The organism is Burkholderia sp. Bp9142 (assembly GCF_003853415.1).
GTDB lineage: Bacteria > Pseudomonadota > Gammaproteobacteria > Burkholderiales > Burkholderiaceae > Burkholderia.
In genome coordinates this window covers 233,994-255,841 of the sequence record NZ_QTPP01000002.1, presented here as the reverse complement: position 1 = coordinate 255,841, position 21,848 = coordinate 233,994, and the positions used below count along the sequence as shown (strand labels likewise).

Below are 21,848 nucleotides of genomic sequence, written 5' to 3'. Positions count from 1 at the left end.
CGCGAGCGGCACGGGATTCGGGGAATGGGGACGGATTGCGCCCCCTCACTTCGCTCGCTCGCGCGGCACGTCGCTGAATGCGCGCAGCTTCGCCGGCACGTGCGTGTGGTTCCCGTCATGGAGCGTCCTCGGCGGCAGCGTCCGGCGCGCGCGCGCGGGATCGGCGGCAACACGCCGCCAACAGCGCGGCGAGTGCCGGACGGCGCCCGCCGCGCACGCGGTCAGTACACGTCCCGCATGTAGCGGCGCGCCTTCGCGAGCCGCGCGACGTAGTCGTTCGCGGCCTCGTCCGACATCCCGCCGTGCTCGGCGACGACCGCCTTCAGCGCGGTATCAACGTCCTTGGCCATCCGCGCGGCGTCGCCGCACACGTAGAAGTGCGCGCCCTCCTCCAGCCACTTGTACAGTTCGGCGCCCTGCTCGCGCATCCGGTCCTGCACGTAGATCTTGTCGGCCTGGTCGCGCGAGAACGCGAGATCGAGCCGCGTCAGGAAGCCGCTGTCGCGCATCGCGCTCAGTTCGTCGCCGTAGTAGAAGTCGGTCTGCGCATGCTGCTCGCCGAAGAACAGCCAGTTGCGTCCGCGCGCGCCGCGCGCCTGCCGCTCGTGCAGGAAGCCGCGGAACGGCGCGACGCCGGTGCCGGGCCCCACCATCACGACCGGCACGTCGCCGTTTACCGGCGGCCGGAAATGCGCGGACTTCTGCACGAACACCGGCACCCGGCCGTCGTCCGCGCGATCGGCGAGGAACGTCGACGCGACGCCTTTGCGCGCGCGCCGGCCGTTGTGATAGCGCACGGCCGATACGGTCAGGTGGATCTCGCCCTGGTGCGCGCTCGGGCTCGACGCGATCGAATACAGGCGCGGCTGCAGCCGCTTCAGCATCCCGACCAGCTCCGTGCCCGACAGATCGACCGGAAACTCGTGCAGCACGTCCGCGAGCTGTTGCCCCCACAACCATTGCTTCAGGTCGGCCTTGCGATCGTCGCCGAGCAGCGCCTTCAGCGCGCCGTTCGCGCTGCGCGACGCGATGAACGCGAGCGTGTCGGGATGCGGGCGCGTGATGTCGAAGTGGCGCGCCAGCGCATCGCCGAGGCGCACGTCGCCGACGCCCGCGACCGACACGGGCGCGTCGGCCTTCAGCGCGGTGACCGACAGCAGCTCGTCGACCAGCTCCGGGCAGTTGGTCGGCCACACGCCGAGCGCGTCGCCGGCTTCGTATTCGAGGTTCGCGCCTTCGGTCGACAGCGACACGTAGCGCGTGTCCTTCGCGGCGCCCGGCCGATTGAGCCGCAGGTTCGCGACGAGCTTCGACGGCGCCGGATGCGCCTTGGTCGGCAGCAGCCCCGACGGGCTCAATCCGGCGGACGGCACCGCGTGCAGCGCCGCGTCCGCTTCCTTGATCCGGGCGACCACGCGTTCGAGCCACTGGTCCGCATCGCGCTGGAACTCGACGTCGCAATCGACCCGCGCGCACAGTCGCGCCGCGCCGAGTTCCGCGAGCCGCGCATCGAGCCGCCGGCCATGCCCGCAGAACTGGTCGTAGTTGCGGTCGCCGAACGCGAGCACCGCGAAGTGCACGCCGTCGAGGCGCGCGGCGCTGCCGGCCTGCAGCGCATCCCAGAACTCGCTGCCGTTGTCGGGCGCATCGCCATCGCCGAACGTGCTCGTCATCAGCAGCACGTATTGCGCGCCGGCCAGCGACGCGGCCGGATAGTCGGACATGCACGCGGTGCGGATCTCGAAGCCCGCGTTCATCAGCTGCGTCGCGTAGTCCTCCGTCAGCGATTCGATGTTGCCGGTCTGCGATGCCCACAGCAGCACGACCTTCGGCCGCGTGCGCACGATCCGCACGCCGCCGGGCGCGGCGTCCTCGGCCGGCAGCGCGCGCGCCGCGGCTTCCGCCGGGTGGGCCGGCAGCGAGCGGCTGAACAGCCCCGCGAGCATCCCGTCGAGCCAGAACCGCACCGGCGGCGCGAGCGGCGCACCGGCCGGCAGCACCGGCACGCTGCCGTCGCGCCGGCCGGCGCTCGCCTTCAGCCCGCTGACGAGGCCGGCCACATACAGGCGCTCCGCATCGGAGAGCGGCGGCGGCGCGAGATCGGCCACGCCGAGCGCGGCCGCGAAAGTGTCGAGGTCTGCCATGTCGGATTCCTGTGAAGCCGTGATCTGCACCGTCGCCGGCGCGGTCCGCGCGTCGGCCGCGGAGGCATCGGGTTGCGCCGTGTCATCGTCGGCGGATGCGAACGCATCCGTGTCGACGCGCGTCAACGCGACCGCGCAATATTTCAGTTCGGGCTGCTGCGATTCCGGATCGATCGCGTCGTTGGTCACCGCGTTGATGCACAGGTCGTCGCCGTACACGTCGTTCCAGTGCATCGGCGCGAAGCAGTTGCCGCGCTGCACGCGCTCGGTCACGACGGCCGGCAGCACCGCGCGGCCGCGCGCCGAACGGATCTCGACGCTGTCCTTCGTCGCGATGCCGAGGGCGCTCGCGTCGTCCGGATGCAGTTCGACGAACGGGCGCGGATTGAGCTTGTTCAGCATCGCGACCTTGCCCGTCTTCGTCATCGTGTGCCATTGATGCTGCAGCCGCCCGGTGTTCAGCACGATCGGGAACGTGCCGTCCGGCAGTTCGGCCGGCGCGACGTGCGGCCGCGCGAAGAAGCGCGCCTTGCCCGACGGCGTCGGGAACGCGATGCGCGGCGCGTCGTGCCCGTCGGCCGCCGGACGCGGCGTCTGGCTCACGCCGTCGTTCAGGTAGCGGATCGGGTGCCGCTCGCGCGCGGTGCCCGGCGCGACCGGCCATTGCACCGGGCCGTCGCGCAGCGCCGCATGGCTCGCGCCGCGCAGGTCGTAGCCGGTCGCCGGATTCGAAAAGCGCACGATCTCGTCGAACACGTCGGCCGCCGACGCGTAGTCGAACGCATCGCCGAAGCCCATCGCGCGCGCGACTTCCGCGACGATGCGCCAGTCGGGCAGCGCATCGCCGGGCGGCGCGATCGCGGCGCGCATCAGCGTCATGTTGCGCTCGGAGTTGATCATCACGCCGTCGCCCTCGGCCCACAGCGCGCCGGGCAGCAGGATGTCCGCGTAGCGGTTGGTCTCCGTATCGAGAAACGCGTCCTGCGCGATCACGAGCTCCGCTGCCTGCAGCCCCGCGATCACGTTCTGCCGGTTCGGCACGGTCGCGACCGGGTTCGTGCAGACGATCCAGCACGCCTTGATGTCGCCGGCCGCCATCCGTTCGAACAGGTCGACGGTGCCCTTGCCGGTTTCCTTGCGCAGCGTGCCGGCCGGCACGCGCCACAGGTGCTCGACGAAGCGCCGGTCGTCGTCGGACAGCACCGAGCGCTGGCCCGGCAGGCCGGGGCCCATGTAGCCCATCTCGCGCCCGCCCATCGCGTTCGGCTGGCCGGTCAGCGAGAACGGCCCGCTGCCCGGGCGGCAGATCCGGCCCGTCGCGAGATGCAGGTTGCAGATCGCGTTGGTGTTCCACACGCCGTGCGTGCTCTGGTTGAGCCCCATGGTCCAGCAGCTCATCCATTCCTGCGCGTCGCCGATCCATTGCGCGGCCGTGCGGATGTCGGCTTCCGCGAGCCCCGTGATGTCAGCGACGCGCGCCGGCGTGTAGTCGGCGAGGAACGCGGGCATCGCGTCCCAGCCTTCCGTGTACGCGTCGATGAACGCGGCGTCGGTACGGCCGTTCGCGTGCAGCAGGTGCAGCAATCCGTTGGTCAGCGCGAGATCGGTGCCCGGCCGGATCTGCAGGAACAGGTCGGCCTTGTCGGCGGTGCCGGTACGGCGCGGATCGACGACGATCAGCTTCGCGCCGGCCTTCACGCGATCCATCATCCGCAGGAACAGGATCGGGTGGCAATCGGCCATGTTCGCGCCGGTCACGAAGAACAGGTTCGCGCGATCGAAGTCCTGGTACGACCCGGGCGGGCCGTCCGCGCCGAGCGACTGCTTGTAGCCGGTGCTCGCGCTCGCCATGCACAGCCGCGAGTTCGACTCGATGTTGTTGGTGCCGACGAAGCCCTTCGCGAGCTTGTTCACGAGATATTGCGCCTCGATCGACATCTGCCCCGACACGTAGAACGACAGCGCATCGGGCCCATGCGCGTCGAGCACCGCGCGCAGCCGCCGGGCGGTCTCGGCGATCGCGTCGCGGGCCGGCAGCGGCACGAGGTCGTCCTCGCGCGCGCGCCGCACGAACGCGCGGTCGAGCCGCCCGGAGCGGCGCAACGCGACGTGCGCCGACGAGCCCTTCGTGCACAGCCGCCCGAAGTTGGTCGGATGGTCGGAGTCGCCGGATACCTTGACGACTTCGTCATCCTCGACGTGCAGCACCATCCCGCAGCCGACGCCGCAGTACGGGCACACGCTCTTGACGGGGGTGGCGCTCATGCGTGCTCCGGGGCGTTCAGGCGGCGATCCACACGAAGCCGTCCTCGACCCGCGACGGATACGCGCTCACCGACTTGTCGGGCGATTCGAGGCATTCGCCGGTACGCAGGTCGAAATGCTGCTTGTAAAGCGGCGACGCGACGACGACGCGCTCGCCGAGGCTGCCGATCAGCCCGCGCGACATCACGGCCGCCTGCGACACCGGGTCGACGTTGTCGATCGCGAACACGCCGCCTTCTTCAGCGTGCGCGACGTGAAACACCGCGACCTGCTCGCCGTTGACGAGCGCGCACACGCCGGTGTTCGGCACGATGTCGTCGAGCGGGCACACACGGGTCCAGGACAGGGGAAGACGATCGTTCATGATGGGCTCCTTGGAAAAGACGCAGGTGTCGGTCGGGGTCAAACGGTGGCCGATTCGGTTGCGGGTTCGGCGACGACGGGAATCGAAACGGGCTTGCCACCCACGCGCTCGTCGGGCGTCGCGGGACGGATCTGGCCGCGCGTCTCGACGAATTCGATGGTTGCGTCCGGCGCGTCGCTGTTCACGAAGTGACGGAAGCGCTTGCGCGTTTCCGGATCGGTGACGGCCTTCTTCCATTCGCATTCGTAGGTGTCGACCACGTGCTGCATGTCGGCCTCGAGTTCGGCCGCGATCCCGAGCTTGTCGTGCACGACGACGTCGGTCAGGTAGTCGAGCCCGCCTTCGAGGTTGTCGCGCCACACGCTGGTGCGCTGCAGCCGGTCGGCCGTGCGCACGTAGAACATCAGGAAGCGGTCGATGTAGCGGATCAGCGTGTCACGGTCGAGGTCGGATGCGATCAGTTCCGCGTGGCGCGGCTTCATCCCGCCGTTGCCGCACACGTACAGGTTCCAGCCCTTCTCGGTCGCGATGATCCCGATGTCCTTGCCCTGCGCTTCCGCGCACTCGCGCGTGCAGCCCGACACGCCGAACTTGATCTTGTGCGGCGCGCGCAGGCCCTTGTAGCGGTTCTCGATGTCGATCGCGAGGCCGACCGAATCGTCGACGCCGTAGCGGCACCACGTCGAGCCGACGCACGACTTCACCGTGCGCACCGACTTGCCGTACGCATGCCCGGATTCGAAGCCGGCCGCAATCAGCTCTTCCCAGATCGACGGCAGCTGCTCGACGCGCGCGCCGAACAGGTCGACGCGCTGGCCGCCCGTGATCTTCGTGTAGAGGCCGTACTTCCGCGCAACCTGGCCGACCGCGATCAGCCCTTCCGGCGTCACCTCGCCGCCCGGCATGCGCGGCACGACCGAGTACGTGCCGTCGCGCTGGATGTTCGCGAGGTAGTAGTCGTTCGAATCCTGCAGCCCCGCATGCTCCTTCTTCAGCACGAACTCGTTGAAGCACGACGCGAGGATGCCCGCGACGGCCGGCTTGCACACGTCGCAGCCGAGCCCGCGGCCGTGCTTTTGCAGCAGTTCGTCGAACGTCGTGATGCGCTCGACGCGGATCAGGTGGAACAGCTCCTGGCGCGAATGCGGGAAGTGCTCGCACAGATGGTTGTTGACCGCGAGGCCCTGCTTCTTCATCTCGGCCTTCATGATCTGCGTGACGAGCGGCACGCAGCCGCCGCACGACGTGCCCGCGCCCGTGCACGACTTCAGTGCGCCGAGGCTCGTCGCACCGTCGGCCACCGCCGCGCAGATCTGCGACTTCGACACGTTGTTGCACGAGCAGATCTGTGCGCCCTCCGGCAGCGCGTCGACGCCGATCGCGGGCTTCGCCGCGCCGTCCGACGACGGCAGGATCAGGAATTCCGGCGACTCGGGCAGCTCGATGCGGTTCAGCATCATCTGCAGCAGCGTGCCGTATTCGGCCGCGTCGCCGACCATCACCGCGCCGTGCAGGAACTTGCCGCAGTCCGACACCACCAGTTTCTTGTAGACCTGGCGGCGCTCGTCCGCGTACTGGTAGGTGCGGCTGCCGGCCGTCGCGCCGTGCGCGTCGCCGATGCTCGCGACGTCGACGCCCATCAGCTTCAGCTTCGTGCTCATGTCGGCACCGGCGAACGCGGCCCCGGCCGCGTCGTCGAGGTCGCCGCCGAGCTGCTTCGCGACCACGCGCGCCATGTCATAGCCCGGCGCGACGAGGCCGTACACCATCCCGTTCCAGGCCGCGCATTCGCCGATCGCGTAGATGTCGGCGTCGCTCGTGCGGCACGCGTCGTCGATCGCGACGCCGCCGCGCGGGCCGATGTCCAGCCCGCACGCGCGTGCCAGTTCGTCGCGGGCGCGGATGCCGGCCGAGAACACGATCATGTCGGTGTCGAGATGCGAGCCGTCGGCGAACGCCATCCGGTGCGTGCCTTCCTCGCCGTCGACGATCTCGAGCGTGTTCTTGCCCGTATGCACGGTCACGCCGAGCGCCTCGATCTTCGCGCGCAGCATCCGGCCACCGCCGTCGTCGACCTGCACCGCCATCAGGCGCGGCGCGAACTCGACGACGTGCGTGTCGAGCCCCATGTCGCGCAGCGCCTTCGCGCATTCGAGGCCGAGCAGCCCGCCGCCGATCACCACGCCGCGCTTCGCGTGCGTGCCGCACGCCTGCATCGCTTCGAGATCCTCGATCGTCCGGTACACGAAGCAGCCCGCGCGATCGCGGCCCGGCACCGGCGGCACGAACGGACGCGAGCCCGTCGCGAGCACCAGCTTGTCGTAGGCGAGCGTTTCGCCGGACGCGAGCGTGACCGTGTGTGCGGCACGATCGATCGACGCGACCTGGGCGTTCAGCCGCAGGTCGAACCGCGGATGACGCGCGAAGAAACCGGGTTCGACGAGCGACAGATCGTCCGCCGACTTGCCCGCGAAGAATTCCGACAGGTGCACGCGGTCGTATGCCGGGCGCGGTTCCTCGCCGAGCACCGTGACCTGCAGCGCGTCCGCCGTGCCGGCTTGCGCCGCCAGGCATTCGAGGAGCTTGTGGCCGACCATCCCGTGGCCGATGACGATGAGTTTCATGATGACGTTTCCCTCGGTCGATCAGTTCGCGGCGTTGGCGGCGGCCAGCGCGCGATCGCGCAGTTCGGCCTCGCGTGCCTTGTGTTCTTCGCTGAAACGCACGGCCATTGCGCACAATGCGGTCGCGGTGACGGCGAGCCCGAGCAGGCTCAGCGTGTGCTGCACGTCGCCGACGCCCTTCAGCAGGAAGGCCGCGGCCACCGCGCCGACGTTGCCGCCCGCGCCGACGATCCCCGCGACGCCGCCGAGCGCCTTGCGGTCGATGAACGGCACGAGCGCATAGGTCGCGCCGCAGGCCATGTGCGTGAAGAGGCCGAAGGTCAGCATCGCGACCAGCGCCATGCCGATGCCTTGCGCATGCGAGAACCAGATCAGCCCGAGCCCTTCGCCGATGATCAGCGCGCACAGCAGCGCCGCGCGCACGTCGAGGCTGCGGCGTGCGGCGACCTTGTCCGACAGCCAGCCGCCGAGCGCGCGGGCGAACAGCGCGAGCAGCCCGAACAGGCCGACCGCGAAGCCGGCATCCTTCAGCGACAACTGGAAGTGATCGACGTAGTACAGCGCGGCGATGTTGTGGATGAACACCTCGACGCCGAAACACGCGCCGTACGTGACGAACAGCATCCACACGCGATAGTTGCCGCACGCCGCGAAGAAGCTCGCCCAGCCGCCCTTCTTGCCGCTGTCGACCGTCACGCCCTGCTTGCGCAGCGCGACGAAGTCGCCTTGCGGGCAGTCCTGCGTGAAGCGCCAGTACGCCCACGCCATCGCGAGCATCGCGACGCCCGGCACGATGAGTGCGATGCGCCACGACGCGTCGTCGCCGAAGCCGAGCATCAGGCCGGCGGCGACGAGCAGCGGCATCATCGCCTGCGTCGCGCCCGCGCCCGCGTTGCCCCAGCCGGCCGTCGTCGCGTTCGCGGTGCCGACCACGTTCGGCGCGAACATCACCGACGTGTGGTACTGCGTGATCACGAAGCCCGCGCCGATCGCGCCGATGCCGAGGCGGCAGATCAGGAACGACAGGTAGTCGTGCGTGAACGACACCGCGAACACGGGAAGCGCGCCGAGCAGCAGCAGGCCCGCATAGACGCGGCGCGGGCCGAAGCGGTCGCACATCGGGCCGACCAGCAGCCGCACGGCGATCGTCGCGGCCACGGCCGCGATGTTGATGTTCGCGACCTGTGCCGCGGTGAGGTGGAATTCGCGCGCGATCAGCGGCATCAGCGGTGCGCAGGCGAACCATGCGAAGAAGCACACGAAAAACGCCATCCACGTCATGTGGAACGCGCGCATCGGCGCGGTGCGGAAGCTGAAGAGATCGATACGGGTAGCTTTGTCGGTCATGTCATCCGCCAAACGAAAAACGGCATCCTGCGCAGCCGGTCTCGTCGAGAGATCCGATGCGTAGGACGCCGTTGCCCATGAAGCCCGTTGCCGGGCGCGTCAGTAATCGGTACTGCGGACGAATCGCCGTTGATCCGCCCGAACCAGCTAACGCAAGCGCCGTGCCACGTCGGCCCGCATCGCGCCGAGCGCCCCGCCACACAAGGCTCGCAGCCCGTCACACACGTCGCCGCGGTGCGCCGCGCGCGATGCGTCGGGATGCACGGAGGCACAGATGTGGTGCGCTGCAGCACTGTCGCCGTGCGACATCGCGGTGCGCGCTGGCGGGGCGGGATGCACGCCGATGCGGCATCGCGTGCGTCCTGGCCCCGCGGCTGCGGGCATGTCCGGGGCCGATGCGGCCGTCGCGCGGCGGATGCCGCAGGGTTCGCGGGTGGTTGGCCCGGATATTGCTGAATCCGGTGCACACACCGGCAACGGCGCCGGTGGGCAGTCCCCGAAGTCAGGCCCGCCATCGCAGGCGGGTGCAGCAGATCAGGACAACGATGTCCCCCCGTGCGCGGCACGGCAGGATGCCGTGGTTGCTTCGACCGCCCGCCGCCGCGCGCAACGACATGCAATCGACCGCCGCACGCACGCGGCACCAGGAACACGACATGACGACTGGCAAAGTCACGCTGCTGGGCGCCGGCCCCGGCGATCCCGATCTCCTCACGCTGAAGGCCGTGAAGGCGCTGGCGGCCGCCGACGTGCTGCTGCTCGACGATCTCGTCGCGCCCGGCATCGTCGAACTCGCGCCGCACGCGCGCGTGATCCGCGTCGGCAAGCGCGGCGGCTGCCGCTCCACGCCGCAGGCATTCATCGAGCGGCTGATGCGCCGCTACGCGCTGCGCGGCGCGCACGTCGTGCGCGTCAAGGGCGGCGATGCGCTGCTGTTCGGCCGCGCCGGCGAAGAACTCGCGACGCTGCGCGCCGCCGCGATTCCGGTGGACATCATCAACGGCATCTCGTCGGGATTCGCGGCCGCCGCGAGCCTCGGCATCTCGCTCACGCACCGCGAGCACTGCCAGGGTGTCACGTTCGTCACCGCGCACCGCCAGGATCACGGCGAGCCCGACTGGGCAGCGCTCGCGGCGACCGGCACCACGCTCGCGATCTACATGGGGATGAGCCGGGTCGACAGCATCGCGGCGGGTCTGCTCGCCGCCTTGCCCGCAGCCACGCCGGCCGCCGCCGTGCAGTGGGCCGGCACGCCGCACGAACGCCGCTGGACCGGCACGCTCGGCGGTCTCGCGCGCGGCGTCGAAGCAGCGCGGCTCGGCAGCCCGGCCGTGATCCTCGTCGGCGGCGCGATCGGGGAAGCGGCCTTGCACGACGTGCCGGACGCGGGTGCCGCGTTCGAAACGACCTTGTCCCGGGCCGCGTAGCATGCGTGACACCACGCTGCAACGGCCGCCCGCCTATCATGAAAGCAGCGGCGCGGCTCGCACCGGCCGCCTGAGCGCCGCGCGCGGTGCCGACCCGATGTCCGCACGGGGCCACGGCTCCCGATCCGCGCATCGCGCCACGATTTTGCCGCCGCCGTTTGCCTCATGAGTACGCCCGCCCCACCCCTGCGCCTGCGCGTGCTGCTCGTCACCGACACCGACAAGCCGATCGGCGAACTCGGCGACGCGCTCGCGCGCCTCGGCTACGAGATGCTCAACGACGTCGCGACGCCCGCCCGCCTGCCCGCCGCCGTCGAGGAGCAGCGCCCCGACGTCGTGATCATCGATACCGATTCGCCGTCGCGCGACACGCTCGAGCAACTGGCCGTGATGCACGCCACCGCGCCGCGCCCCGTGCTGATGTTCAGCCACGACGCCGACCAGGCGCTGATTCACGCGGCGGTCGGCGCGGGCGTCAGCGCGTATCTCGTCGAAGGGCTGTCGGCGGAGCGCCTCGCGCCGATCCTCGAAGTCGCGCTCGCGCGCTTCTCGCACGACGATGCGCTGCGCCGCCGGCTCGCCGACGTCGAGCGCGAACTCGCCGAACGCAAGCTGATCGACCGCGCGAAGCGCCTGCTGATGGACCAGCGCAGGCTGTCCGAGCACGACGCGTATGCGCTGCTGCGCAAGCGCGCGATGGATCACGGGCTGCGCATCGTCGACGTCGCGCGGCAACTGCTCGACGCGCCACCTCAATGACCGCCATGAACACTTCACCTCCCGCCGCGCCGGAACGCGCGCATCTTCGTCTCGGGTTCGTCGCGCTGAGCGACGCGGCCCCGCTGATCGTCGCGCAGCAGCTGAACCTCGGCGCGCGCCACGGCCTGACGCTGGAGCTGAGCCGCCAGCCGTCGTGGGCCGCCGTGCGCGACAAGCTGCTGACCGGCGAGCTCGACGCCGCGCACGCGCTGTACGGGCTCGTGTGCGGGCTGCAGCTCGGCATCGGCGGGCCGCAGGCCGACATGGCCGCGCTGATGGTGCTGAACCGCAACGGCCAGGCGATCACGTTCGCCCGCGGCCTCGCCGACGCGTACCGCGCAAGCGGCGACGTGCGCGCGGCGCTCGCGACGCTCGGCCGCAAGCCGCTGCTCGCGCAGACCTTCCCGACCGGCACGCATGCGATGTGGCTGAACTTCTGGCTCGCGTCGCACGGCGTCGACCCGCTGCGCGACGTGCGCAGCGTCGTGATCCCGCCGCCCGAGATGGTCGCGGCGCTCGCGAGCGGCGAGCTCGACGGCTTCTGCGCGGGCGAGCCGTGGCACGCGGTGGCCGAAGCATGCGGCGCGGGCCGGACCGTCGCCGTCACGAGCGAGATCTGGCCCGATCATCCGGAGAAGGTGCTCGCGACCCGGCGCGATTTCGTCGCGCTCTATCCGGCCACCGCGCGTGCGTTGATCCGCACGCTCGTCGATGCGTGCGCGTGGCTGGACGATGCCGCGCACCGTCGCGACGCGGCCGACTGGCTCGCGTCACCCGATGCGCTCGGCGTGCCGGCGCGGCTGATCGCGCCGCGCCTGCTCGGCGACTACGGCGCGGGACCGTTCGCGCAGCCGCCGCTGCCGATCCGCTTCCACGACGGCGGCGCCGTGAACCGGCCCGATCCGCGCGACGGCCAGTGGTTCCTGTCGCAATACCGGCGCTGGGGCATGCTCGACGGGGCGCACGACGACGCGGGGATCGCCGCGGCGATCGCGCAGACGGCGTTGTATGATGCTGCGGTCGCCGAAGGCGGTTCAGCGGGCAGGTGATCCCGATACGGGGGATGCCGGCACCACAGGGCCGCAGGGCCGACGCACCGCGCGATGCCGCGCCATGCGGAACGCCTGACGCGATGCGCCGGTCCGCACCGGCCCCGCGCCGCCCGGACGCTTTCGTGTCCGTGCCGCCACATCCGTCCCCGTCCAGAATCGATGCCGAAACGAACGCGCACGCCGCTCGACGTGCTGCTCACCGAAATCCGCGCGTGCCGCGCCTGCGAAGCCGACCTGCCGCTCGGGCCGCGCCCCGTCGTGCGCGCCCGGCGCGACGCCCGCATCCTGATCGTCGGGCAGGCGCCCGGCGCCCGCGTCCATGCGAGCGGGATCCCCTGGGACGATGCGAGCGGCAAGCGGCTGCGCGACTGGCTGGGCGTCGACGCCGACACCTTCTACGACGAGACGCGCTTCGCGATCGTGCCGATGGGCTTCTGCTACCCGGGCCGCGGCGCGAGCGGCGACAACCCGCCGCGCCCCGAATGCGCGCAGCTGTGGATCGACCGGCTGGTCGCCGAATTGCCGTCGATCCGGCTGACGCTGCTGATCGGCCAGTACGCGCAGCGGCATTTCCTGCGCGACACGCGCAAGGCGACGCTGACCGACACCGTGCAGGCGTGGCGCGACTATGGCGCCGACGTGCTGCCGCTGCCGCATCCGTCGCCGCGTAACCAGGCGTGGTTCAAGCACCACCCGTGGTTCGACGCCGAGGTCGTGCCCGAGCTGAGGCGGCGCGTCGCGCCGCTGATCGCCGGCTGACCGAAGCCGGCCGCAGCGCCGGCATGGACACTGCGCACGAATCGCGCCGCGACCGCCGACACGCGCCGATCGGCCGGTGCCTCCAGCCGCCTCGCAACCGACGAGGCCGGCACGCACTGCCGCCATCCGGGCGTTCATCCGGCCGCCTGATTTCCCTGTCGCCGCGCCGGGCGCGCGCCCCGCCATCCCGCGCGGCCGCCCATCCGGACCGCCTGCGCGGATCGACCGGCGGATTCCGGCCGCGCGCGGTTCGCTGTACCATCGCGGCTCAACCGCGTCACGAACAGCAGAATCCTTCATGCCCTCCACCGCCCCGCCGCGCCTGTACGGGATGCCCGAACGCAGCGACCGGCTCGATTTCTACATCCGCGACCAGGCGTCGCGCCAGGCGATCACCGAGCCGCACCGGCACGCGTACTTCCAGATCCAGTTCAACCTCGGCGGCGACACCGAGCAGCGGATCGGCGGCGTCACGCGGCCATTTCCGCGCGGCGCGCTCGCGTTCGTGCTGCCGCACCGCGAGCACCTGATTCCGCATCCGGAAGGCGCGCACTTCATCGTGATCAACTTCAGCCAGGCGTTCCTGCGCGCCGATCTCGACGTCGATCCGCTCGATCTCGAGGATGTCCCCGCGCACCGCGTTCCGGAGCTGACGCCGTTCCGCTTCCAGGAACATCTCGACTTCATCCTGACCGGCGACGCGTTCGACGAGGCGCGCCGCCTCGCGCTGTGCATGCTCGACACCGACCGCGTGCGCACCTTCGGCTCGACCACGTTGCTGCGCGGCTACCTGCTGCAGCTGATCGGGCTCGTCTGCACGCAGTACGCGGGCGCGCTCGACAAGCTCGCGCAGCGCGGCGCCCAGCGCGCGGGCCGGCGCGACGCGCTCGCGCGCGTGCTGCGCCACGTGCGTGCGAACCTGACCCGCGAGGACCTGACGCTCGCGGCCACCGCCGAGGCCGCGTTCCTGTCGCCGAACTACCTCGCGCACCTGGTACGCAAGGAAACTGGCAGCACCTTCACCGATCTCGTGACCGAGCGCCGGATCGCGCTCGCGCAATCGCTGCTCGCGCATACGAGCCGGCGCATCGCGGACATCGCGCGCTCGGTCGGCTTCCGCGACGAAGGGTATTTCGCGCGGCGCTTCCGCGCACGGGTCGGCGTGTCGCCGAAGGCATACCGGGACGCGAACGCCGCGCTGCCGGACGTCGACGAAGCACCGGTGGCCGGCGACGCGTAGATTTGTCCGGTTAAAACGCAGTTGCGTCGCATCCGGGCGCGCATGCGTCGGGTATCGTTCCATGCATGCCGGCCCGCAATGTACTGCGCGGGTGGCGGCATCCGTCTTTCCATCGAACGAGGCCATCCGATGTCCGCATACGTCATCGACGCTTCCGAGCGTCCTTCCGTCGAAGTCGAACAATCGTCCGCGCGCTTTCCGGTGCGCCGCGTATTCTGCGTCGGCCGCAACTACGCCGACCATGCACGCGAAATGGGCGCCGATCCCGACCGCGAACCGCCGTTCTTCTTCTCGAAACCGGCCGACGCAATCGTCCCGGCCGGCGGCACCGTCCCGTATCCGCCGCTGACCTGCGACCTCCATCACGAAATCGAGCTGGTCGTCGCGATCGGCAAGGACGGCCGGTCGATCGACCCGGCCGATGCGCTGTCGCACGTGTGGGGCTACGGCGTCGGTGTCGACCTCACGCGCCGCGACCTGCAGGCCGAGGCAAAAAAGCTGAGCCGGCCGTGGGACTGGGCGAAGGGCTTCGACGCATCGGGCCCCGTGACCGCGCTGCGCGCGGCCACCGCCACCGGCCATCCCGCAAGCGGGCGGATCTGGCTCGCGGTCAACGGCGAAACGCGCCAGCAAGGCGATCTCGCCGACATGATCTGGGCCGTGCCGGACGTGATCGCGTACGTGTCGCGCTCGGTCGAGCTGAAGGCCGGGGATTTGATCTTCACCGGCACGCCGGCCGGCGTCGGCGCGCTGCAGCCGGGTGATCGCGTGACCGGAGGCGTCGATGGCGTGGCGTCGTTCGAGTTCATGATGGGGGCGAAGCCGTAACGGTTGCGCCCGCATGAAGCCGGGCCGTCATGCCGGCCTTTGCCCCATGCTCGCCCCACGAATCGCCGTGGGGCGTTCCTGCATGCACATAAGGCGCACGACGGCAACGCCGTCAACGCCCTACCGCGCGCGCACCGACACGAACTTGCGCGCGTTGCCGCGCTGGATCAGCACGGCGATCACGCCGCCGCGCGCTTCGAGCGTCTGCACGTCGTCCGGCGTTTCGAGCAGCGTGTCGTTGAGTTCGAGCACGACGTCGCCCGGCCGGATGCCCGCGCTCGCGGCCGGCCCGTGCACAGCATCCACCATCATCCCGACCGCGAGCCCCGTCGAACGCCGTTCGGCGTCGCTCAGCGGATGCATCGTCAACCCGAGCCGATCGCCGGTGTCAGCCGGCTGTGTGGCAGCCATCGCCACGCCGGCGGCACCGGCCGTGCCGACCGCGCCCGCGCCAGCCGTGCCCGCGCTGCCCGTCGCGGCCGCGTTATCGATCGCGTCGCCGGTCGCCGCCCCCGTGACCGTCAGCCTCATCGGCGTGCGGTTGCGGATCAGCCGCAGCGGCGCCTTCCCGCCGGGCGGCAACGCGGCGGCCAGCTCGTTCAGCTCGGCCGACTGGCCGATCGGCTTGCCGCCGAACTGCACGATCACGTCGCCGGGCTTCACGCCGGCCGCGGCTGCGGGCGAACCGGGATCGACGCCGTTGACGAGCGCGCCGGCCGGACGCGGCAAGCCGAACGCGGCGGCCAGCCCGGCGCCGACATCCTGCACGTCGACGCCCAGTGAGTTGCCGGACGACGCGCGCTGCGCCTGCGCATTGGCCCGCATCTGCGCCTGCACCTGCGCACGCACCTTGACGGCGAGCGCGATCGGAATCGCGAACGTCGTGCTCGCATAGCGGTCGGCGTCCGTATAGACCTGCACCGCAATGCCGATCACGTCGCCCGCGCGGTTGAACACGGGGCCGCCCGAGTTGTCGGGATTCACCGCGATGTCGGTCTGGAAGAACGGAAACGCGCTGCCGTCCGGCAGCGCATGCGACGTCGCACTGACGATGCCGGCCGTGACCGTGTTGCCCGAGCCGTCCGGCGCGCCGATCGTCATCACCGGTTCGCCGGCACGCACCCGCGACGAATCGCCGAGTCGCACGACCGGCAGCTTCGTCGCGTCGACGTGCAGCACGGCGACGTCGCTCTGCGGATCGACGGTCACCACCGTCGCCTTCAACTCTCGATGATCGGCCAGTCGCACCGTCACGTCGGTCGCATCGGCCACGACATGCGCGGAAGTCAGGATCACCCCGTCGGCGCTGACGATAAAGCCCGAGCCGAGGCCCGCGATCGCGCGCGGCGACGTATCAGGCACCGGCGCCTGTGCGCCTTGCGCGGGCGGCAGCGGCGCGCCTCGGCGGAAGAACGCGGAAAGCGGATCGTCGGGATCGAGGTACACGAACGCCGGACCGCCTGCCTGCTGGTCGGTCGCCGCGGTCATGATGGTCACGACCGCCGGGCCGTAGCGGTCGACGATCGCCGAGAAGTCGACCGGCATCGAGTAAGGCCGCACCGCGGGCCTGTTCTTCATCACGGGTGGTGTGGCGGGCGGCGCGACGGTCCCGGCCACGGTTGGCGGCGGCGACAGGAAAAAGGCGAATGCGCCCCCGATCAACGCAGTGCGAAGCACGGCGCGAGCAAGCGTCTGGCGAACCACGGTGCACCTCCCCCGGCAGTCGCGGCGCCGTCATGCGCGAGACGCGCGGAGCCCGACAAGCACCGGTACACGACTCCATTTATAGTCCACGCCGCTCGGGAACATACGAATCGAAACCCGCATGCCGGCGGGTCGCGCAGCGCGCGGAACCGCGACAGCGCTCGTTCCGGACAAAGTCGGCGGTTCGTCAATCGGAATATTCACCGCGGATGGCAGGCGATGCGCGCAGCCGCGCCGTGTCTCGCACCACCGTTCCGCGCTACCACGCCAACGCCAGAAAATTCCGCACCACCGCCGACGGATCATCGCGCCGCGACGCGATCGCCAGCCTCGCGCGCAGCCCGTTGCCCGCGACCGGCCGATACACGACACCCGCGACCTGTACCTGCGTGATCGCCTTCGGCACGATCGACACGCCGAGCCCGGCCGCGACGAGCGTCACCGCCGACGCGATTTGCGGCGCGGGCTGCGCCATGCGCGGCTGGAAGCCCGCGGCATTGCACGCGGCGACGATGTCGTCGAACAGCGCGCTGCCCGCTTCACGCGGCACCTGCACGAACGCCTCGTCGGCCAGCTCCGCCAGATCGATCCGACGCCGCTGCGCGAGCCGATGCGCGACCGGCATCGCGACGAACATCGGCTCCTCGTCCCAATCCGCTGCGCGCAACGCGTCCGCGATACGCCGCTCCGGACGCACGATCGCGACATCGAGCCGCCCGGCCTCCAGCGCCTCGAGCAGCACGCCCGAGGTCGCTTCCTGCAACGTCAGCTCCGTGTCCGGAAACGCTTCGCGAAAACGTCGAATCAGGCCGGCGACTTTCGAATTGAAGGCGGCCGTCCCGGTAAAACCGACGCGAAGCTGCCCGATTTCCCCGCGCGCGGCCCGTTTTGCCGCCCGTGCCGCGTGCTCCGCGTCGTCGAGCACGCGTCGCGCCTCTTCCGCGAACACCTCACCGGCCACGGTCAGCTCGGCGCCGCGTGCGGTCCGCTTGAACAGTTCCACGCCGAGTTCGCTCTCGAGCGCCTTGATCTGCTGGCTCAGCGGCGGCTGCCCCATGCCGAGCGTTTCCGCGGCCTTCGTGAAGTTCGACGTGGCGGCCACGGCCAGAAAGTATCGGAGATGCCGAAGTTCCATGCGCGATGTGATCTCAGGTGGACAAAAGCGGGACGCGGCCTTCAGGCCAGTCGTAAAACGTATCGCAACGGTTTCTTTCATATATTGGACATATGCATGAGCGTGCGCAAGAATTCTGGCATTCCCTAGCCCATCGGGTACAAGCCATGTCTTCTCGTGCGATTTCGCCCGCCGCGACTCGCGTTCCGAACCCCGCGCCCGATGCGCTGCCCGCCGGCGTGTCGCCGCGCTCGGCGGCCTACAAGCGAATTGCGCTGGCGCTCTTCCTGGCCGGCTTTTCCACCTTCTCGCTGCTGTACTGCGTCCAGCCGTTGCTGCCCGCGTTCGCGCGCGAATTCCATATCGGCGCGGCATCGAGCTCACTGTCCCTGTCGCTGTCGACGGGGATGCTGGCCGTCTCCATCCTGTGCGCCGGCGCGCTGTCCGAACGCGTCGGACGACGCGGGCTGATGTTCGCGTCGATGACGCTGGCCGCGCTGTTCAACGTGCTGGCGGCGGTTTCGCCGAACTGGAACCTGCTGCTGGTCTGGCGCGCGCTCGAAGGTTTCGCGCTCGGCGGCGTCCCGGCAGTGGCGATGGCCTATCTTGCCGAGGAAATCGCGTCCGACGGGCTCGGCCTGTCGATGGGGCTCTATGTCGGCGGCACCGCGTTCGGCGGCATGATCGGGCGGATCGGGATGAGCGCGCTCGAGGAATATTTCTCGTGGCGCACCGCGATGCTGACGATCGGCGTCGTCGATCTCGTCGCGGCGATCGCGTTCGTGATGCTGCTGCCGCGGTCGCGGCGCTTCGTGAAGCGAACCGACCTGACGCTGCGTCATCACCTGCGGCTATGGAACGCGCAACTGCATCACGCTCGCCTGCCGTTCGTGTTCGCGATCGGCTTTCTCGTGATGGGCGCGTTCGTCACCGTCTACAACTACGCCGGGTTCCGGCTGACGGCCGCGCCGTTCAACCTGAGCGCGACCGCATGCGGGCTGATCTTCGGCGCCTACCTGTTCGGGATGGTGTCGTCGTCGAGCGCGGGCGCCCTCGCCGATCGTCTCGGGCGTGCGCCCGTCCTCGTCAGCGGGATTCTCGTGTTCGCGGCCGGCCTCGCGCTGACGCTGTCGCATTCGCTCGTCGCGATCATCGTCGGGATCGTGCTGATCACGATCGGCTTCTTCGTCGCCCATGCGGTCGCGAGCGGCTGGGTCGGGCACCTTGCCGGATCCGCGAAGGGGCACGCCGCGTCGCTGTACCTGCTGGCCTATTACCTCGGGTCGAGCGTGCTGGGTTCGGTCGGCGGCACGTTCTGGCAACACGGTGCGTGGGGTGCCGTCGTCGCGTATGTCGCGGTGCTGCTCGCGCTGAGCCTGGCGGCGGCCCGGCGGATCATTCGCGCGGAACGCGCGCGATGAACGATGTCACGACGCGCTCCGGGCACAGGATGATTTGCTTCAACCCGCACGCGCATGAAAGTCCGCGATCGCCTTCCACATCAATACCGGATTCGAGTACATCGGAAAGTGCCCGCAATCCGGGATTTCGGACAGCACGACGCCGTGCGCCTCGAGCGCGCTCAAGTATGAAAGCGACGCGTTCTGCTCGCCGTACATGAACATTCTTGGAAACGGCAGGCCGAGGAACTTGCGCATCAGGTTGCCGTTGTCGGACAGTTCGACCATCGAGCGGAAAATCCCGCCGACGGCTTCGGCCCGCACCTTGTGACGCAGGCTCGTCGAATACAGCGCGCTCGCATAGGCCGGCGCGCGACGGATGCGGTCGATGAAATCGTCGAAGAACCGCTCGGCGCTGTCGCGCGGATGATCGACGATCTGCCGGCTCAGGAAACAATCCTCCGGCGCAATATTTCCTTCGATGTCGACGAAGCTCAGCACGCGTTCCGGATGTCGGTGCGCGAGCAACAGCGCCGTCAATCCCCCCATCGAATGACCGACGAGGTGGAAACGCGCGAAACCGATTCGTTCGATCACGTTCAACGCCGTTTCGACGAGGAACGGGATCGAGATAGTCGACAGGTCCGCGCAGCGCGTTTCGCCGCAGCCCGGCGCGTCGTAGGCAACGAAAGGCCGGCCGTCGAATTCGCGATGGCGCACGATGTCCGCGTAATCCTCCTTGGTCGAGCCGAAGCCGTGCAGGAACACGACGGGCGCGAGGTCGCCGCCGCGATGAAGGGCCGATACATCCAGTTCGGTGCCATCGACGGCGAACGACAGCCGCGACGGGGAAAACTCATCACTCATCTGATCCAATCCCGGGTAAAGAGGGCGTGGCGCCCGCCCCGATGCGGCAGGGTCGACAGAAGCGCACCAGCAGCCGTCGGACGGACAACGACCGTCAGGCCGTCAACGTCCGGCAGAAATCCTGGATCGCCGTGCACGCGCGCAGCAACGCGTTGTCGTCGAGCGCATAAGCGATCCGGATATACGGGCCGAGTCCGAACGCGCTGCCGTGCACGGTGGCCACGCCGGCTTCGTCGAGCAACGCGTTCACGACGTCCTCGTCGCCTTCCAGTCGCACGCCCGCACGGGTCGTCTTGCCGATCAGCCCCGCGCACGACGCAAACGCATAGAACGCGCCCTGCGGGACGGCGCAGCACAAACCCGGCGCCAGGTTGAGTTGCTCGACGACCAGATCGCGTCGCCGCTCGAATGCGACGCTCGAATGCGCGATGAAATCCTGCGGCCCGGTCAGCGCGGCGAGCGCCGCGTGCTGCGAAATCGTCGACGCGCCCGACGTTTGTTGCCCCTGTAACTTCTCCATCGCATCGATCAGCCAGCGCGGCCCCGTACCGAAGCCGATGCGCCAGCCCGTCATCGCATACGCCTTCGACACGCCGTTCATCGTCAGCACGCGTTCGCGCAGCCGCGGCTCGACCTGCGCGATCGTGAAAAACTCGAGGCCGTCGAAAATCAGGTGCTCATAGATGTCGTCGGACAGCACCAGCACATGCGGATGTGCCAGCAGCACCTCGGCGAGCGCCTTCAGTTCCGCGCGGCTGTACACGGCACCGGTCGGATTCGACGGCGAATTCAGGATCAGCCATCGCGTGCGCGGCGTAATCGCCACCTGCAGCGCGTGCGGCGTGAGCTTGAAGCCGCTTTCCGCACCGCAAGCCACGGTGACGGATCTGCCGCCGCAAAGCTGCACGATTTCCGGATAGCTGACCCAGTACGGTGCCGGGACAATGACTTCGTCACCTTCGTTCAGCGTCGCGGCCAGCGCATTGAAGATCACCTGCTTGCCACCGCTGCAGACGAGCGTGTCGCGCCAATCCACGTCGAGGCCGTTCTCGCGCCGGAACTTGTCGGCAATTGCTTCACGCAGTGCGCGCAGCCCGGCCACCTGCGTGTAGCGTGTATGGCCCGCACGGACCGCGGCGATGCCGGCGTCACGCACGTGCTCCGGCGTATCGAAATCGGGCTCGCCGGCGCTCAGCGAAATCACCGCGGCACCGCTCGCGCGCCGGGCGGCCACGCGGTCCATGACCTTGTAGGTCGCCGACGGCCGTGCGGCGGCGAGGAAGCGGTTCAGCGTCTCGATCGGTGCGCTCATCGCGCGTTCCTCCAGCTCGTCAGCTCCATCAGCTCCAGCGTGCTGCGCCCTTCGCGCAACGCGTCCATCATCCTTGCCTCCTTCTCGGCGCGCGCCTGCCCCTGGACCACTGTCGCGTCGACGTGCGCAACCGGAATCACGAGCACGCCGTCGTCGTCGGCCACGACCAGATCGCCGGCCGCCACCGGCGTGCCCGCAAAGCTGATCGGCTGCCCGACCGACGGTGCGCTCGCCTTGATCGTGCCGCGCATCGACACGCCGCGCGTGAACACCGGGAAACGGCGGGCCACCAGCGCCGCGATGTCGCGCACGCCGCCATCGATGACCAGTCCGGCCACACCGGCCGCTTCGGCGGCCACCGTCAGCACTTCGCCCCAGTAGCCGGACACGAAGCCGCCAGTCGAGACGACCAGCACACTGCCGCGCGGCACCTGCTCCATCGCGATATGGATCGCCAGGTTGTCGCCCGGCGAGCATTCGAGCGGGTAGGCAGGACCGGCGACCGCCGCGCCGGGCCACACCGTGCGGATGGCCGGATCGACGGCGCTGGTGGACAGACCCGAGGCCTCGAACAGCGTGGACGTGCCGAGCGTGCGGGCCTGTTCCAGCAGCGCCGGCTCATAAGTGCGGGTTGTGTTCATC

At 69.8% G+C, this 21,848-nt stretch carries 16 protein-coding genes; 7 read left to right on the top strand and 9 right to left on the bottom strand.

What is annotated here, in order from left to right; all coding sequences use genetic code 11:
- Positions 1-221: 221 nt before the first annotated feature.
- Genes DIE22_RS03880 through DIE22_RS03865 form a run of 4 tightly spaced genes read right to left on the bottom strand, consistent with a single transcriptional unit; the run spans position 222 to position 8,744 of the window.
- Complete coding sequence (locus DIE22_RS03880; protein WP_124496294.1) at positions 222-4,409, bottom strand: bifunctional nitrate reductase/sulfite reductase flavoprotein subunit alpha; 4,188 nt, start codon at positions 4,407-4,409, stop codon at positions 222-224.
- Positions 4,410-4,425: 16 nt separating this feature from the next.
- The gene (gene nirD, locus DIE22_RS03875; RefSeq protein ID WP_124496296.1) at positions 4,426-4,773 is read right to left on the bottom strand and encodes a nitrite reductase small subunit NirD; all 348 of its coding nucleotides are present in this window, start codon (positions 4,771-4,773) and stop codon (positions 4,426-4,428) included.
- Between the two features lie 38 nt (positions 4,774-4,811).
- Positions 4,812-7,397 carry a nitrite reductase large subunit NirB gene (nirB, locus tag DIE22_RS03870; RefSeq protein WP_124496298.1) on the bottom strand — a complete coding sequence of 862 codons (2,586 nt, stop codon included), beginning with the start codon at positions 7,395-7,397 and terminating at the stop codon, positions 4,812-4,814.
- A gap of 21 nt (positions 7,398-7,418) precedes the next feature.
- Complete coding sequence (locus tag DIE22_RS03865) at positions 7,419-8,744, bottom strand: MFS transporter (RefSeq protein ID WP_124496300.1); 1,326 nt, start codon at positions 8,742-8,744, stop codon at positions 7,419-7,421.
- A 656-nt stretch (positions 8,745-9,400) separates the two neighbouring features.
- Here DIE22_RS03865 and cobA point away from each other — a divergent pair.
- From cobA to DIE22_RS03825, 6 genes are all read left to right on the top strand, one after another.
- A complete protein-coding gene (cobA, locus tag DIE22_RS03855) occupies positions 9,401-10,171 on the top strand; it encodes a uroporphyrinogen-III C-methyltransferase (RefSeq protein ID WP_124496302.1) in 771 nt (256 codons plus the stop codon).
- Positions 10,172-10,336: 165 nt separating this feature from the next.
- On the top strand, positions 10,337-10,930 hold the full coding sequence (locus DIE22_RS03850; RefSeq protein ID WP_124496304.1) for an ANTAR domain-containing response regulator: 594 nt from the start codon (positions 10,337-10,339) through the stop codon (positions 10,928-10,930).
- A gap of 5 nt (positions 10,931-10,935) precedes the next feature.
- On the top strand, positions 10,936-11,979 hold the full coding sequence (locus tag DIE22_RS03845) for a CmpA/NrtA family ABC transporter substrate-binding protein (RefSeq protein WP_124496306.1): 1,044 nt from the start codon (positions 10,936-10,938) through the stop codon (positions 11,977-11,979).
- Between the two features lie 162 nt (positions 11,980-12,141).
- On the top strand, positions 12,142-12,741 hold the full coding sequence (locus DIE22_RS03840; RefSeq protein ID WP_124496308.1) for a uracil-DNA glycosylase family protein: 600 nt from the start codon (positions 12,142-12,144) through the stop codon (positions 12,739-12,741).
- Positions 12,742-13,039: 298 nt separating this feature from the next.
- Entirely contained in the window at positions 13,040-13,981 is a 942-nt protein-coding gene (locus DIE22_RS03830) for a helix-turn-helix domain-containing protein (protein ID WP_124496310.1), read from the top strand.
- Between the two features lie 129 nt (positions 13,982-14,110).
- Positions 14,111-14,809 (top strand): fumarylacetoacetate hydrolase family protein, encoded by a 699-nt coding sequence (locus tag DIE22_RS03825; protein ID WP_124604564.1) that lies wholly within the window; start codon positions 14,111-14,113, stop codon positions 14,807-14,809.
- A 120-nt stretch (positions 14,810-14,929) separates the two neighbouring features.
- Here the strand turns inward: DIE22_RS03825 and DIE22_RS03820 are convergent, their stop codons facing one another.
- Both DIE22_RS03820 and DIE22_RS03815 read right to left on the bottom strand, forming a co-directional pair.
- The gene (locus DIE22_RS03820; RefSeq protein WP_124496314.1) at positions 14,930-16,513 is read right to left on the bottom strand and encodes a trypsin-like peptidase domain-containing protein; all 1,584 of its coding nucleotides are present in this window, start codon (positions 16,511-16,513) and stop codon (positions 14,930-14,932) included.
- Positions 16,514-16,772: 259 nt separating this feature from the next.
- A complete protein-coding gene (locus DIE22_RS03815) occupies positions 16,773-17,648 on the bottom strand; it encodes a LysR family transcriptional regulator (RefSeq protein WP_124604563.1) in 876 nt (291 codons plus the stop codon).
- A gap of 146 nt (positions 17,649-17,794) precedes the next feature.
- Here DIE22_RS03815 and DIE22_RS03810 point away from each other — a divergent pair, with 146 nt between their 5' ends.
- Positions 17,795-19,048, top strand: coding sequence for an MFS transporter (locus DIE22_RS03810; RefSeq protein ID WP_124496318.1), 1,254 nt, complete (start codon positions 17,795-17,797; stop codon positions 19,046-19,048).
- Between the two features lie 39 nt (positions 19,049-19,087).
- Here the strand turns inward: DIE22_RS03810 and DIE22_RS03805 are convergent, their stop codons facing one another.
- The 3 genes from DIE22_RS03805 to DIE22_RS03795 all read right to left on the bottom strand — a co-directional run bounded on the left by DIE22_RS03805 (position 19,088) and on the right by DIE22_RS03795 (position 21,847).
- Positions 19,088-19,894 (bottom strand): alpha/beta fold hydrolase, encoded by an 807-nt coding sequence (locus tag DIE22_RS03805; RefSeq protein WP_124604562.1) that lies wholly within the window; start codon positions 19,892-19,894, stop codon positions 19,088-19,090.
- A 94-nt stretch (positions 19,895-19,988) separates the two neighbouring features.
- Complete coding sequence (locus DIE22_RS03800) at positions 19,989-21,206, bottom strand: pyridoxal phosphate-dependent aminotransferase (RefSeq protein WP_124496320.1); 1,218 nt, start codon at positions 21,204-21,206, stop codon at positions 19,989-19,991.
- Positions 21,203-21,847 (bottom strand): RraA family protein, encoded by a 645-nt coding sequence (locus DIE22_RS03795; RefSeq protein ID WP_124604561.1) that lies wholly within the window; start codon positions 21,845-21,847, stop codon positions 21,203-21,205. Before DIE22_RS03795 ends, DIE22_RS03800 begins: the two co-directional genes overlap by 4 nt.
- Between the last annotated feature and the right edge of the window lies 1 nt (position 21,848).